At 77.6% G+C, this 14,231-nt stretch carries 13 protein-coding genes and 1 pseudogene; 5 read left to right on the top strand and 9 right to left on the bottom strand.

Features of this window, described 5'->3' with window-relative positions:
• Window position 1: 1 nt before the first annotated feature.
• Window positions 2-694, top strand: coding sequence for a histidine phosphatase family protein (locus V9U69_RS03870; protein WP_337059985.1), 693 nt, complete (start codon window positions 2-4; stop codon window positions 692-694).
• A gap of 18 nt (window positions 695-712) precedes the next feature.
• Here the strand turns inward: V9U69_RS03870 and V9U69_RS03865 are convergent, their stop codons facing one another.
• The 8 genes from V9U69_RS03865 to V9U69_RS03830 all read right to left on the bottom strand — a co-directional run bounded on the left by V9U69_RS03865 (window position 713) and on the right by V9U69_RS03830 (window position 9,593).
• Window positions 713-1,876, bottom strand: a complete 1,164-nt coding sequence (locus tag V9U69_RS03865; RefSeq protein ID WP_337059984.1) for an ATP-grasp domain-containing protein — start codon at window positions 1,874-1,876, stop codon at window positions 713-715.
• A 94-nt stretch (window positions 1,877-1,970) separates the two neighbouring features.
• Window positions 1,971-3,392: a threonine/serine exporter family protein gene (locus V9U69_RS03860; protein ID WP_337059983.1), complete on the bottom strand. Its 1,422-nt coding sequence runs from the start codon at window positions 3,390-3,392 to the stop codon at window positions 1,971-1,973.
• 121 nt (window positions 3,393-3,513) lie between these two features.
• Window positions 3,514-3,939 (bottom strand): hypothetical protein, encoded by a 426-nt coding sequence (locus tag V9U69_RS03855; protein ID WP_337059982.1) that lies wholly within the window; start codon window positions 3,937-3,939, stop codon window positions 3,514-3,516.
• Between the two features lie 127 nt (window positions 3,940-4,066).
• Entirely contained in the window at window positions 4,067-5,338 is a 1,272-nt protein-coding gene (locus V9U69_RS03850) for a cation:proton antiporter (RefSeq protein ID WP_337059981.1), read from the bottom strand.
• Window positions 5,339-5,385: 47 nt separating this feature from the next.
• A complete protein-coding gene (locus V9U69_RS03845; protein WP_337059980.1) occupies window positions 5,386-6,090 on the bottom strand; it encodes a hypothetical protein in 705 nt (234 codons plus the stop codon).
• A gap of 156 nt (window positions 6,091-6,246) precedes the next feature.
• Window positions 6,247-7,374, bottom strand: a complete 1,128-nt coding sequence (gene rlmC / locus V9U69_RS03840; RefSeq protein WP_337059979.1) for a 23S rRNA (uracil(747)-C(5))-methyltransferase RlmC — start codon at window positions 7,372-7,374, stop codon at window positions 6,247-6,249.
• Window positions 7,375-7,405: 31 nt separating this feature from the next.
• On the bottom strand, window positions 7,406-8,725 hold the full coding sequence (nhaA, locus tag V9U69_RS03835; RefSeq protein WP_442907577.1) for a Na+/H+ antiporter NhaA: 1,320 nt from the start codon (window positions 8,723-8,725) through the stop codon (window positions 7,406-7,408).
• 103 nt (window positions 8,726-8,828) lie between these two features.
• Window positions 8,829-9,593: a FadR/GntR family transcriptional regulator gene (locus V9U69_RS03830; RefSeq protein ID WP_337059977.1), complete on the bottom strand. Its 765-nt coding sequence runs from the start codon at window positions 9,591-9,593 to the stop codon at window positions 8,829-8,831.
• A 242-nt stretch (window positions 9,594-9,835) separates the two neighbouring features.
• On the opposite strand from V9U69_RS03830, the gene V9U69_RS03825 reads away from it, so the two are divergent.
• Genes V9U69_RS03825 through V9U69_RS03815 form a run of 3 tightly spaced genes read left to right on the top strand, consistent with a single transcriptional unit; the run spans window position 9,836 to window position 13,252 of the window.
• The gene (locus tag V9U69_RS03825) at window positions 9,836-10,942 is read left to right on the top strand and encodes a hypothetical protein (RefSeq protein WP_337059976.1); all 1,107 of its coding nucleotides are present in this window, start codon (window positions 9,836-9,838) and stop codon (window positions 10,940-10,942) included.
• 8 nt (window positions 10,943-10,950) lie between these two features.
• Window positions 10,951-12,612 (top strand): VWA domain-containing protein, encoded by a 1,662-nt coding sequence (locus V9U69_RS03820; RefSeq protein WP_337059975.1) that lies wholly within the window; start codon window positions 10,951-10,953, stop codon window positions 12,610-12,612.
• A complete protein-coding gene (locus tag V9U69_RS03815; protein WP_337059974.1) occupies window positions 12,599-13,252 on the top strand; it encodes a hypothetical protein in 654 nt (217 codons plus the stop codon). Before V9U69_RS03820 ends, V9U69_RS03815 begins: the two co-directional genes overlap by 14 nt.
• 100 nt (window positions 13,253-13,352) lie before the next feature.
• Here V9U69_RS03815 and V9U69_RS03810 read toward each other — a convergent pair whose 3' ends face one another.
• Window positions 13,353-14,027, bottom strand: coding sequence for a histidine phosphatase family protein (locus V9U69_RS03810; protein WP_337059973.1), 675 nt, complete (start codon window positions 14,025-14,027; stop codon window positions 13,353-13,355).
• A 114-nt stretch (window positions 14,028-14,141) separates the two neighbouring features.
• Between V9U69_RS03810 and V9U69_RS19285 the strand changes: the two are divergent.
• Window positions 14,142-14,231, top strand: a pseudogene (locus V9U69_RS19285) (histidine phosphatase family protein); the annotation flags it as partial.

Raw genomic sequence — 14,231 nt, 5'->3', positions numbered from 1 at the left:
GGTGGCGGGCACGGTGGACGGCACGGGCACGGCGGATGGAGCGGGCGCCGCGGCGGGGACGACGTTCCTGCTGGCGCGGCACGGGGCCACGGAGCACACGGAGCAGGGGCGCCTGAGCGGCTGCACGGGGGCGAACCCGCCGCTGTCCGAGGTGGGGCGGGAGCAGGCGCGGCGGCTGGCCGCGGCCCTGCGCGCGGCCGGCGGGGCCGACGTGCTGGCGTGCAGCCCGGTGCTGCGGGCGCGGCAGACGGCCGAGGAGGTCGCCGCTGCGCTGGGCCTGACGCTGCGGGTGGAGGACGACCTGCGCGAGATCGACTTCGGCGACTGGGAGGGCCTGACGCCGGCCGAGGTGGACCGCCGCTGGCCGGGCGCCCAGCCGGCGTGGCGGCGGCAGAGCGAGCAGCCGCCGCCCGGCGGGGAGTCGGTGCAGGCCGTCGGGGACCGGGTGGCGCGGGTGCGCGAGCGCCTGGCCGCCGAGCACCCGGGCGCTCGGCTGCTGCTGGTCAGCCACATGTACCCGGTCAAGCTCACGGTCGTGGACGCGCTCGGGGTGCCGCGGGTGGTGATGCACCGCATGCACGTGGACCCCACGGGCGTGGCCGAGGTGCGGGCCCTGCCGGCGGGCGACCCGCGCGGGCCGTGGCTGGTGGTGCGGCACAACGACGCCGCGCACCTGCGCGACGCGCGCCCCTGACGCCCCCGCGCGGCCGCGTCAGGTGGCGGCCGCCTCCACGGGTGCGGCGGTGGCGCCCGAGCGGGCCGGCAGCCCGGCGCGCAGGCGGGCCAGCGCCGGGCCGGGGTCGCGCAGCGCGGCGACGCTGCGCTGGGCGCCGGGGGCCGCGGCCAGGGTGGCGGCGAGGTCGCGGGCGAGGCCGCCGCGCCGTTCGGTCAGCGCCCGGCGCACGTCGGCGCTGCCCCACTGGTACCGCACGCCGGCCCGGGCCCGCACCGGCCGCGGCGAGCGGCCGAGGGCGATCTCGCCCCACACCGCGGGCAGGTTCGCACCGGCGGCGACCGCCAGCGACAGCGAGCCGTAGAAGCGGGCGTTGAGGTCGATGAGCCGCGCCGGGCCGCCGGGTTCGGCGACGTACTGCAGCTCGGCGAGACCGATCAGGTCCAGGGACGCCAGCAGGGCCCGCGCCCGCTCGGCGAGCTCGACGTCGACGTCGACGGTGACGGCGCGGGCGCTGGCCCCGGCGAGCGGCGGCCAGATGCGCTCGGCGCGCTGCATCGACTCGGCGACCACTCCGTCCGGGCCGCGGACGACCGCGTAGGCGATGAGGGTGCCGGGGTGCAGCACCTGCACCTCCGCCTCGCCGCCGAGGGCGCGGATCTGCGCGACGCGCTCGGCGACGGCGGTGCGGCCGGTGACGACGGTGGTGTCGATGCGCGGCGGGGAGCCGGCGACGTCCGGCCGGGCGTGCCGCTGCGCCTTGACGACGCAGGCGGTGCGCTCGTCGGGCACGTCGGCGGCGTCGAGGACGTCGGGCACCGCGATGCCGGCGGCCGCCGCGGCGCGGGAGAGCTCGGCCTTGTCCATCGCGCGCACCAGCTGCTCGTGCGGCCCGTGCGGGACGACGGCGCCGGCGGCCTCGACGACGTCGCGGGCGGCGGACAGGGCGGTGACCTCGGCCTCGCCGGCGCCGAAGACGACGTCGTAGCGGCCGGTGCGCGCGATCCGCGCGACGGCGTCCACGAACGCGGGGGCGGGGTGCAGGCCGGGCACGCGGTGGCGGGCGGAGCAGGCGCGGGAGGAGACGGCCAGGCCGGGGCCTGCGGGGGCGGCGACCCCCACGGTCCAGCCGGCGGCGTCCAGCGCGCGGGCGGCGGCCAGCGCCCCCCGGCTCCAGCCCTGCTCGACGATCAGCGCGCGCACCCGGTCCTCCTGTCCGCGGGCGCTCCGGCGGCGCCCGGCGACAGCCTGTCGGGGCGCGGCCGTCCGCGCGATCCGGCGGGCGCGGGGCGTGCGCTCAGAAGCGCCGGTTGAGGGCGCGGCGGCGCACCCGGCGCTCGATGCGGTCGAACTCCTGGCGCAGCGGGGTGGAGAGGAACTCCCCGAGGGTGACGCCGGCGGCCAGGGCGAGGGCGGTGCCGAGGGCCTCGACGAGCAGCGTCAGCCCGGCGGAGGTGCCGCCGCCGACGAGCGTGAAGATCGCGCGGTAGATCGCCAGCCCGGGCAGCAGCGGCACGATGCCGCAGACGGAGACCACCAGGCCGGGCACCCGCCAGCGCCAGGCGGTGCCCTCGGCGAGCAGGCCGACGAGCAGGGCGGCCGCGCCGGCGGCGGTGATGGGCCCGGCGCCGGCGGCGAGGACGGCGGCGGAGACGGCGGCGGCGGTGCCGCCGGCGAGGGCGGCCAGCGCGATGGCGCGGGCGTCGGCGTAGCCGGACACGGCCCACGCCAGCGCGGCGGCGGCACCGGCGAGGACCTGCACGAGGGCGGGTGGGGTCTCGGTGGCGGCGAAGGTGAGGGTCAGGGTGATGCCGGCGCGCTGGCCGATGTCGAGCACGCCGGCGATGCCGAGGACCAGGCCGACCGTGAGGGTCACCGTCTCGAAGGCGCGGGCCCCGGCGGTGACGTAGAAGCCGGAGATGGCGTCCTCGGCGGAGCCGACGAGGGAGAGCCCGGCCAGCAGCACGACGATGCCGGAACCGACCACGAGCGACGGCGGCAGCACCCCGATCCAGGCGGGCAGGTGCTCCTGCCACAGCAGCAGCGCCAGCGCCACGCAGGTGGCCAGGGCGGCGCCGGCGACCTGCTGGAAGAACGCGGGCAGCCCGCGGCGGTTGAGCGTGAACAGCATCGCCTGCAGCGCGGCGGTGGTGACGGCCGCGGCCGCGGCCACGGGCCAGCCGCCGCCGAGGACGACCGCCACGGACACGGCCAGCCCGACGGCGCCCAGGGAGGCGACGGCGCCGCGGTAGGGGCGCCGGGAGCTGAGCAGCCGCTTGAGGCGGGCGTCGAGCTCGGCGGGCTCGAGCCCGTCGCCGGCCTCGTGGGCGAGCTCGTAGAGGGCGGACAGGCGCGAGTAGTCGGTGCCGCGCGCCTGCACGACGCGCACGTCGGTCAGGGGGAAGCCGTCGGCCCCGGCGGTCGCGATGACGACGGCGGTGAAGGTGATGTCGACCTGGGTGTGGTGCAGGCCGGCGCCGGCGGCGGCGCGCAGCGTCAGGGCGGTGACGTCGGCGGCGGAGGCGCCGCAGGACAGCAGCGCCTCGGCCATGCGGGTCAGGGCGCGCAGCGCCTCGAGGGCCTGCTGCTGCTGGACGACGACGCCGTCGGTGGGGTCGGTGACCGGGGCGGGCGGGTGCCCGGCGAGCCGGCCGGCCAGGCGGGCGAACCCGCCGCGGACCGTCCCGGGCAGCGCGCGTCCGGGGAGCAGCAGGGGCACGCCCCGACGCTACCCGTTCGCCGTCCGCCTCCTCCCCTCCCCTCCCTCCTCCGCCCGCCGTGATCACGCACGGCTGAGCGCTCGACCGTGCACGATCACGGCGGGTGGAGGAGGGGACGGGTCAGCAGAGCAGGGCGAGGTCGGCGGCCACGGGGGCGGGAGCCTCCTCGCAGCCGACGCCCGCGGTGCCGAGCGAGACGACGCCCCACGCGTCGCCGGTGCGGTGCAGCACGACCGTGGCCGGGTCCAGGGCCGCCGGGTCGGCCGGCGCCAGCTCCGCGGCGGCCCAGGCCGGGTCGCTCGCGGCGGTGCGCACACCCGTGACGGCGTAGGCCTCGGCGGGCACGGCGGCCACCTGCGGGCTGGCGCGCACGGCGGCGGCGACCTCGGCGGCGACGTGCACGGGCACCTGCGGGGTGGCGTGCGCGGCGACCTGCGCACCGGCGACGGGCTCCGCGGCCCCCGACGGTGCGGCGGCGGCGAGCAGCGCGAGGGCGCCGACCGCGGGGAGGGTGGCGGCCAGGGCGGTGCGGCGGGTGCGGATCACGGTGCCTCCTGGCGCGCGGCGCGCGGTGCGGGACCCTCCCGCACCTCGGCGGCGCACTGGTGTGACGCGCGCGGGGGCGTTCGCGTTGCACGGCGACGGGCACCGGCACAGCTCCCGCACGGCTCCCTCACACGTGGGTGCGGGCGATGTCCGCGGACCCGCGCGAGCGCGCCCGCAGCAGCCGCCGCGCGTCCAGGCGCCGCACGACGGGCGCGGCGGTGGCGCCGTGCACCAGCACCGACAGCGCGATGGTGAACCCGACAGCCGCCCACAGCGGCCCGGCGGGGAACCCGCCGTGCGACAGCGCCCACGAGAGGTAGAAGAGGGAGCCGATGCCGCGCACGCCGTAGATCCCGATGACCCAGCGCTCGCGCGGGCCGGCCCGGGTGCCGAGCATGCTCAGCCACCCCACCAGGGGCCGGACGACGAGCACCAGCAGCACCCCGGTGAGGGCGAGCTGCCAGGTGAGGTCGCGCAGCAGCCCGTCGGACAGCGCCGCGCCCAGCAGCAGCAGCAGCCACGCGGTGAGCATCCGCTCCACCTGCTCGACGAACCCGTGGGCGACGCGGTGCGCGCCGTGGGAGCGCTCGGCGGAGCGGATGGCGTGGGCGGCGACGAACACGGCCACGAACCCGTAGCCGTGCAGCAGCTCGGCGATCCCGAAGGCGAGGAAGGTGACGGCCAGGGCGGTGAAGCCCTCCACGTCGTCGGCCAGCCGCAGCGCGTGCAGGCGGGAGCGGAAGAACAGCGCACCGAGCGCGCGGCCGATCACCAGGCCGCTGACCAGGCCGACGACGCTGCGCAGCAGCAGGTCCTCCAGCACCCAGCCGCCCAGCGCGCTCGCGGTGGCGCCGGCGGTGGCGAGGACCACGGCGAGGTGCACGACGGGGAAGGCGGCGCCGTCGTTGAGCCCGGCCTCGCTGGTGAGGGCGAAGCGCACCTCGTCCTCGAGGGTGGGGTCGTCGGCGGGCTCGCCGACCTGCACGTCGCTGGCCAGCACCGGGTCGGTGGGGGCCAGCACCGCGCCGAGCAGGACGGCGGCGGCCACCGGCAGCCCGGCCAGGGCGCTGCCGGTGACGGCGACGAGCGCGATGGTCAGCGGCATGGCGACGCCGACCAGCCGCCAGGTGCTGGCCCACCGCCGCCACCCGAAGGGGCGGTCGATGGCCAGCCCGGCACCCATCAGCGAGATGATCACCACGATCTCGGTGACGTGCTCGGTGATGGACTCGTGGGCCATCGGGTCCACGCGGGGCAGCCCCGGCACCAGGCCGAGGACGACGCCGGCGGCCAGGAACGTCATGGGCAGGTTGACGGGCAGGCGGTCGACGACGCGCGGCAGGAGGGCGGCGAGCAGCGCGCTGGCGCCGGCGATCGTGAACAGGAGCGCGTAGAGCAAGGGGTGGCCGGATCAGCGGGTGCGGGAGGGCGTGTCAGCCGGGTGCGTCAGCGCCCGAGGCCAGCCCGGTCCACGCGGCGGTGGTAGCGCATGCCGGCCAGGCCACCGAGGATCGCGCCGACGAGGGCGACGACGACGGCGCCGAGGAGCGCCAGCACGGCCTCGCCGGTCAGCGAGCCGAGGTCGGCGGGCACGCGCGGGAAGCTGTTCAGCTGCCCGAGCACGTCGTAGTCGCTGCCGGCGACGGCGACGACGATCGCCAGCACGAGGGCGACGACGATCGCCCACGCCCACACCGCCACGCCCTGCTTGGCCCCGTCGAAGCGGGCCATGCGGCCGGCGACGTAGCCGCCGCAGAAGTAGGAGACGAGGAGGACGACCAGCACGGCGATCGCACCGGCCAGGCCGATCGCGCCGGTGTCCCCCTGCGCCTGGTCCGCGATCGAGTTCACGGCCTCGCCGGCGCCGCCGCCGGTGGTGGCCAGCCCGACGGCGGTGCCGGCGGCGGCCAGCAGGGCGGTGAGCAGCACGGCGGCGCCGGTGGCGGTGAGCCAGCCGAAGAACGCCGCGCCGACCTTGACACCGCCGAAGGCGTCCTTCTCGCGCTCGACGACCTCCTTGCGGTTCAGGGTCGGGCCGTGCTCCACGACGAGGCGGTCGGGAGCCGTGTCCTGCTCGGCCGGCCGACCGAGGGGACGGGCGCCGTCGCGGGGGGCGTCGGCGGCGTGCGATCCGTCGCTGGGGGTGCTCACGGTGACCTCCGGGGTCCTGGTCGTCACCGGTGGGCCCGGCGCTCTCCGAGTGTCACCGGGCTCCGACGGCGCGGCCACTCGGACGGCACGGCCGCTCGCGCGGCACCGCCGGCCGCCCGGCGGGAGCCCGCCCGGCGGCGCGCTCAGGCGGTGCGCTCAGCCGGTGCGCTCGAGCAGCGTGACGACCTCGACGTGCTCCGTCTGCGGGAACATGTCCAGCACCCGGGCCCGCACCGGCCGCAGCGACGGCATCGCGGCGAGGTCGGCGGCGAGGGTGGCGGGGTTGCAGCTGGAGTAGACGACGTGGCGGACGCCGGAGCGCTCCAGCCACTCGCGCAGGTCGGCGCCGATGCCCCGCCGCGGCGGGTTGACGACCACGAGGTCGGGCGCCTCGTCCGCCTCGAGGGCGAAGCGGGTGGCGTCGCCGGCGAGGAACCGCGCACCGCGCAGGCCGGCGGCGCGGGCGGAGGCGCGGGCGCTGCGCACGGCCTCCTCGCTGACCTCCACCCCCAGGACGCGGCGCCCGGGCGCCGCGCAGCGCAGCGCGAAGCCGCCGACGCCGCAGTACAGGTCCCACAGGCTGGCGGGGGCGACCTCGTCGACCCACTCGGCGACCTGCGCGTACAGCGCCTCGGCGACGGCGGAGTTCGTCTGGAAGAAGCTCTGCGGGCGCAGGTCCATCCCCACCCCGCCCAGCCGCATCCGCAGCGCGGTGCGCTCGGTGAGGGGGACCTCGACGTCGCCCTCGACGACGGCCCTGTGCTCGGGCAGCAGGTTGGCGGTGACGACGACGGCCTGCGGCAGCTCGCGCAGCAGGTGCGGCAGCTCCCGGCGCATCGCGGCGACCGGGCCCCGGGAGCGCACGACGAACCGGACCATGAGCTCACCGTCGGGCGACTCGGTGACGAGGACGTTCTTCAGCTCCCCGCGCCGGCGCGGCACGTCGTACGGCTCCAGCCCGGCGCGGGTGATGAACCGCGCGACGGCCGGCAGGGCGGCGCGCACGCCGGGCGTGCACACGCCGCAGCGGCGCAGGTCCACGCCGCGCCCGGCGGCGTCGAGGATGCCGAGGGTGGGCCGGCGCGCGGTGCCGCCCACCACCATCTTCGCCTTGTTGCGGTACCCGGACTCGGCGCTGCGCACCGCGGGCAGCCACTGCAGCTGCGGCTGCTCACCCAACAGCTCGCGGCAGCGCTGCTCCTTGCCGGCGACCTGCCGCGGGTACGGCACGCCCATGAGGGTGCACGAGCGGCACGCGCCGGCGTCGAGGTACGAGCACTGCACGGTCTGACAGGGTAGGCGGCCGCGCGGGCCCTCAGCTCCGCTCGCCGCGCTGGTACACGTCCGGGATGCCGTCGGCGTCGGCGTCGACCCGCTCGGCCTCCTCGATGCGCCGGTAGGTGCGGTTGCGGCTGCTGAGCAGCAGGGCGGCCAGCACCGCGGCGATCGTGGAGCCGAGCAGCACGCCGAGGGTGACGTGCTGGCCGGCCTCGGTGCCCTCCCCGAAGGCCAGGGAGCCGATGAGCAGCGAGACGGTGAAGCCCATGCCGGCGAGGATGCCGACGCCGACCACGTCGACCCAGGACAGCTGCTCGTCGAGCTCGGCGCTGGTGAGCTTGGCCATGAGGAAGGTGGTCAGGACGATGCCGACGGGCTTGCCGACGACGAGCCCGAGGATGACGCCGAGGGCCACCGGGTCGCCGAGGGCGTCGACGAAGCCGGAGGCCCCGTCGATGGCCACGCCGGCCGCGAAGAGCGCGAAGACGGGCACGGCGAACCCGGCGGACAGCGGCCGCCAGCGGTGCTCGAAGTGCTCGGCGAGGCCGGGACCGGCGTCGGGGCCGCCCGCGGCGTCGCTGCGCAGCACCGGCACCGACAGGCCCAGCAGGACGCCGGCGACGGTGGCGTGCACGCCGGAGGCGTGCACCAGGCCCCACGTCAGCAGCGCCAGGGGGATCAGCAGCCACGGCGAGCGGACCCGCTTCTGCACGGCGAACGCGAACAGGGCCAGCGGCACGAGCGCCAGCAGCAGCGGCAGCGGGGCGAGGTCGTCGGTGTAGAAGATCGCGATGACGGTGATGGCGAGGAGGTCGTCCACCACCGCGAGGGTCAGCAGGAAGGTGCGCAGCCCGGAGGGCAGGTGGCTGCCGATGACGGCGAGGACGCCCAGGGCGAAGGCGATGTCGGTGGCGGTGGGGATCGCCCACCCGGACAGCGCCCCCTCCGGGCCGTCGCCCAAGGAGTTCACCAGCACGTAGATCCCGGCGGGGACGGCCATGCCGCCGACCGCGGCCGCGATCGGCAGGGCGGCGGCGCGCGGGTTGCGCAGGTCGCCGGCGACGAACTCCCGCTTGAGCTCCAGGCCGGCGATGAAGAAGAAGATCGCCAGCAGCCCGTCGGCGGCCCAGTGCTCGACGGACAGGTCCAGGTGCAGGGCCTCGGGGCCGAAGTGGAACTGCCGCACCGTCTCGTAGGTGTCGCCGGGCAGGTTCGCCCACACCAGCGCCAGGGCGGTCGCGATCAGGAGCAGCGCACCGCCGACGGTCTCGGTGCGCAGCACCTCCGCGACGCGGCGCGCCTCGGGCCAGGAGCCGTACCCGAAGAGGGGGCGGCGGGGGGGCGTGTTCTGCTGCACGGGCTTCTCCACGGGGTCGTTGAACGGGACCGCCGACCAGACTTCCCGGCACACCTGGCGCACACCCTAGTCGGGTGCGAGCGGCACCCGCGCCCCGGCGCGCTCAGCCGGCGGCGACGGCCGCGTCCCCGTCCTCGACCTCGTCGCCGCCCCCGGCCCCGTCGCCGTTCCCGTCCTCGTCGGGGCCGGTGTCCAGCAGCGTGCGCACCCACGCCTCGGTGGTGCCCACGTGCAGCAGCGCCGCGGCGGCGGCCATGGCGGGGTCGCGGGCCAGGACCGCCTCCCAGATCGCCGAGTGCTCGGCGACCGTGCGGCGGTGGGCGTCGGCGTCGAGGAGACCGCGCCAGACCCGGGCCCGCAGCGTCGGGCTGGAGATGCCGATGAGGACCGCGGCCAGGGCCGGGTTGCCGCCGGCGCGGGCCACGGCGGCGTGGAAGTCGTTGTCGTGGCGGACGAGGGCCTCGAGGTCGGTGGCGGCGCGCATCAGGGTCAGGTGGTGCTCGATCTCCTCCAGCTGGGCCGGCTGCGCGCGCACCGCCGCCAGCGCGGTGACCTGCGGTTCGATCACCCGGCGCGTCTCGACGAGGTGCAGCAGGGCCTCCTCCTGCATCAGCTCGACGGCCACGCCGACGCCCTCCAGCAGCAGCTCGGGGCTCAGGCTGGTGACGTAGGTGCCGGCGCCGCGGCGCACGTCCAGGACGCGGGCGGAGACCAGGGCGCGCACGGCCTCGCGGGTGGTGCCGCGCGAGATCCCCAGCTGGGCGCTCAGGTCCGCCTCGGGCGGCAGCCGGTCCCCGGGGCGCAGCGCCCCGGACGCGATCAGGCGCCGGATGTCCTCGATCGCCGCCTCGATCAGCGGTGCCGCCACGTCGTCCCCCTCCCCCGCGCACGCCGGCGCGGGCGCCGTGCGGCGCTCCCGCCGCCGCGCCGCTGCCGGGCAGCCTAGACAGCCGGCCCCCGGCGCGGGCCCGGGCGCGGTGGGGAGCGCGGGGACGCAGTCGTCGCCCCGCGTTCCCCGGGCGTTCACCACCGCCTCCCCCGGTCACCACCCGCCGCCCCTAGCGTCCACGACGTGGACGATCCCCGCAGGAACCGGAGGCGCGGACCCCGGTGAGGAAGCTCGTCGGCGCCGCCCTGGCGGTGCTCCTGGTCGTGGCCGTCGCGGCGCTGTTCGTCCTGGACCGCCGCTCCGGCTCCGCGGACGCGGCAGCGGGTGCGGGTGCGGTGACGACGCTGCGCGGGGTGATCGGCTCGGAGAAGGAGGACTTCTTCGCCGACCCGCGCGTGCGCGGGGCGCTGGCCGAGCAGGGCCTGGCGGTCGAGGTCGACACCGCGGGCAGCCGGCAGATCGCCACGGACGTGGACCTCGACGGCTACGACTTCGCGTTCCCCTCCTCCGCCCCGGCCGCGCAGCGGATCGCCGAGCGCACCGGCGCCACCGAGGTGTCCTCCCCGTTCTGGTCGCCGATGGTGGTGGCCACCCACGAGCCGGTGGTGCAGCTGCTGGCCCGCAACGGCGCCGCCTCGCAGGACGCCGACGGGGTGTGGCACCTGGACCTGGCGGCGTACCTGCGGATGGTCCGCGAGGGCGTCCGCTGGGAGGACCTGGAGGGGGCCCGGGAGCTGTACGGCTCCCCCCGCGCGGTGCTGATCACCTCCACCGACGTGCGCACCTCCAACTCCGCCGCGATGTACCTGGCGGGGGCGGCGTGGGTGCTCAACGGCGGCGGCGTGGTCACCACCCGCGAGCAGCAGGAGGCGGTCCTGCCGCAGCTGACGCACCTGTTCCTGGCGCAGGGCTTCTCGGCGGCCTCCTCGGACGAGCCGTTCGACGACTACCTCTCCCAGGGCGCCGGGGCGGTGCCGCTGGTGATGGCCTACGAGGCGCAGTTCGTCGGCGAGGCGGCCCGGGGGACCTCGCGGCTGGGCGCGGACGCCGTCCTGGCGTACCCGGACCCGACGGTGGCCTCCAAGCACACCCTCGTCGCCCTGGACCCCGGCGCCGAGCGCCTGGCGGAGCTGCTGGCCACCGACCCGGAGCTGACGGCGCTGGCCGCCGAGCACGGCTTCCGCACCGGTGACGGCTCGGTGCTGGCGCGGATCGCCGCGCAGCACGGCGTCGGCGTGCAGCGGTCCCTGACCGACGTGGCCGACCCGCCCTCCTTCGAGGTGCTGGAGGCCCTGATCGACGCCGTGGCCGCGGCCCACGGCGGGTGAGGGGGGACGTGGGGGGGACCACCCGGCGCGGGGTGCTGACCTGCCTGGCCGCCGCGTCCACCGGCGCCCTGCTGGCGGGGTGCACGTCCGGTCCGGCGCGCGGCTCCGGGCAGGCACCGGCCGGCCCGGCCACCGGGGGCAGCGCCGCACCCGCCGTGCCCGCCGGGCCGCGCGCGGACGTCCTGCGCGTGCTGGCCGGCTCGGAGCTGCGCGACGTCGAGCCGGTGCTGGCCGGTGTCGCCGAGCGCACCGGGGTGCGGGTGGAGCTGACGTGCACCGGCACCGTGGAGGGCGCCCAGCTCGTCGCGGACGGCGGCGCCACCGGGTACGACGCCACCTGGTTCCCCTCGAACGACCACCTGGCGCTGCTGGACGGCGGTCGCGCGGCGGTCGCCCGCTCCGAGGACGTCATGTCCTCCCCCGTGGCCCTCGGGGTGGCGCGGGCCACGGCGGTCGAGCTGGGCTGGGCGGGCCGCTCCCCCACCTGGGCGGAGGTCGTCGACGCCGCCGACGACGGGCGGCTGCGCTACGGCATGACCTCACCGGTGTCCTCCAACAGCGGCTTCGCCACGCTGGTGAGCGCCGCCACCGCGCTCTCCGGCACGGGCACCGTCCTGGCCGAGGAGGACGTGGCGGCGGTGGCCGGGCAGCTGCGGCGGCTGGCGCGCGGGCACGAGCTGACCGCCGGCTCCACCGGGTTCCTGGTGGAGCGGTTCACCGCCGACCCGGCGGACGTGAACGCCCTGTTCGGCTACGAGTCGGTGCTGCGCCCGCTGCGCGCCGGCGGGGAACCGCTGGTGGTGCTCACCCCCTCCGACGGCACCCTGACCGCCGAGTACCCCCTGACGCTGCTGCGCTCGGCGGGCGAGGAGCAGCAGCGCGCCTACGACGCGGTCGTCGCCGACCTGCTGAGCGAACCGGTGCAGCGCGAGCTCGCCGCCACCGGCCGGCGCACCGGCACGGGCGGACCGGCCGGGTCCGGCGACGTCTACGAGCTGCCCTTCCCGAACCGGCGCTCCACGGTGCGGGCCCTGCTGAGCGCCTGGCAGAGCGAGATCAAGAAGCCCTCGGACGTGGTGCTCACCGTGGACACGTCCGGGTCGATGGAGGGCGAGCGCCTGGTGCAGCTGCAGGCGGCGCTGACCGCGCTGACCGTCCCGGACGGCGGCCCGGACGGCACCGCGGGCGAGGGCCTGCTCGCCTTCCAGCCGCGCGAGAACGTCCACCACGTGGAGTTCGCGGACACGGTGAAGTCGCGCGGGACCACCGCCGTGGACCCGGCGGACCCGGCCGGCAGCCTGGCGCGGATCCGGGAGTGGGCGGCGTCCCTGCGCGCGGAGGGCGGCACCGCCATCCACGACGCGCTGCGGGTGGCGTACGAGCAGGCCCTGGCGGTCGCCGAGGCCGCCCCGGACCGGTTCGTCAGCGTCACCCTGTTCACCGACGGGGAGAACACCGACGGCAGCACCGCGGCGGACTTCCGCGCCTGGTACGGGCAGCAGGTCGCCGCCGGGCGGCCGATCACCTCGGTCCCGACCTTCGTGGTCGTCTTCGGCGAGGCCGACCCCACCGAGATGGCGCAGGTGGCGGCGCTGACCGGCGGCGAGGCGTTCGCGGCGGGCGCCGGGGACCTGGCGGGCGTCTTCGAGGAGATCCGTGGCTACCAGTGACACGCACGGCCGGCGCCGCCTGGAGGCGCTCGGCAGCACCGCCCACCTCGCCGGCAGCGGTGCGGGACTGCTCGCCCTGCTGGGCGGGTTCGCCGCCAGCGGCCACCCGCTGGTGGCGGTGGGCACCTGCGCGGTGGGCTACCTGTCCGGCTACCTGCTGTGCCCGGGGCGACGACCGGCCGCACCGGCACCCGCGGCGCTCGCGGCGGCCCCCGCCGGCGCGGTGCACGAGGCCGTGGCGGCGGGCGAGCGCGCGCTGCGCTCGCCCGGGGTCCCGGCGGACGTGGTGCGCGCCGGCCGCTGCGTCCTGGACGCGGTGGCGGAGGTGCTGCCGCGCTGGGACCGGCTGGACGTCCTGTCCCCCGACGCCCGCACGGTCGAGACCGTCGCCGGGGAGCACCTGCCCGGCGTGGTCGTCGCGTACCTGGGCGCCGCGAGCGGCAGCGGCGCGGAGCGGGCGCGGGTCGAGGCGCTGGAGCAGCTGGCCCTGCTGCAGCGCGCCGTCCTGGACGTGCGCGAGCGCCTGCAGCGGCGGGCGGAGGAGGACCTCGCCGTCCACGGGGCGTTCCTGCGCGACAAGTTCGACCGCGGCGCGCTGGACCTGGGCCCGGCGCAGCGGCCGGGCGACCGGCTGGGCTGATCCGCCACCCCACCCCACCGTGATCCTGCACGGTCGAGGGTTCACACGGCGAGATCACCGTGAGGGCGCGGGGAGGTGTGGCGCGAGGAGGCGGGGGACCTCAGAACACCGAGCCGGGTTCCCCGGCGGGGCCGGCACCGGCCGCGTCCGCCTGGGCGGGCTCGACGGCGGCACCCATCCACGTCTCGCACGTCCACCCGCCCTCGACGTCGCCGCGCAGGTCCACGACGCCGGTGTTCAGCAGGCCGGTGTCCAGCACGAAGCGGGGCGCCAGCCCACGCGCCCGGGCGGCCGCCCAGGCGCGGATCGCGGCCCCGTGGCTGACGACCGCCAGGGTGGTGGCGCCGGCGTCGCGGGCGCGGGCGGCGGCCGCGGCGATCGCCGCGTCGTAGCGGGCGAAGAAGGCGTGCCCGTCCGGCGCGCCGGGCAGGGCGGCGTCCAGGTCGCCGCTCACCCAGGCGGTCACGACGGCGAAGTAGCGCGCGACGGCCTCCTCGTCGCCGCGCATCTCCACCTCGCCGGCCTCGATCTCGCGCAGGCCGGCGTCGACGACCACGTCGAGGCCGAGGTGGGCCGCCAGCGGCGCGGCGGTCAGCTGGGCGCGCAGCTGCGAGGAGGCGGTGATCGCGCCGATCCCCTCGGGACCGAGGGTGTCCACCAGGGACCGGGCCTGCTCCTCGCCCAGCTCGGTCAGCCCGGGGCCGGGCACGCCGGTGTCGAGCAGGTGCCGGACGTTGGAGGGTGTCTGGCCGTGGCGGACGAGCAGCAGGCGCACGGTCCCCACCCTGCCACCCGGCGCGCCCCGCGTCCCCCGCGGTGATCGGGGAAGTCGCGACTTCCCCGATCACCGCGGGGGACGCGGGGCGCGCCGGGTGGCAGGGTGGGGACCGTGCGCCTGCTGCTCGTCCGCCACGGCCAGACACCCTCCAACGTCCGGCACCTGCTCGACACCGGCGTGCCCGGCCCCGGGCTGACCGAG

The organism is Kineococcus sp. G2 (assembly GCF_037154035.1).
Taxonomy (GTDB): domain Bacteria; phylum Actinomycetota; class Actinomycetes; order Actinomycetales; family Kineococcaceae; genus Kineococcus.
The sequence above is the reverse complement of the archived record's forward strand: the minus strand, read 5'-3'. Positions and strand labels throughout refer to the sequence as shown.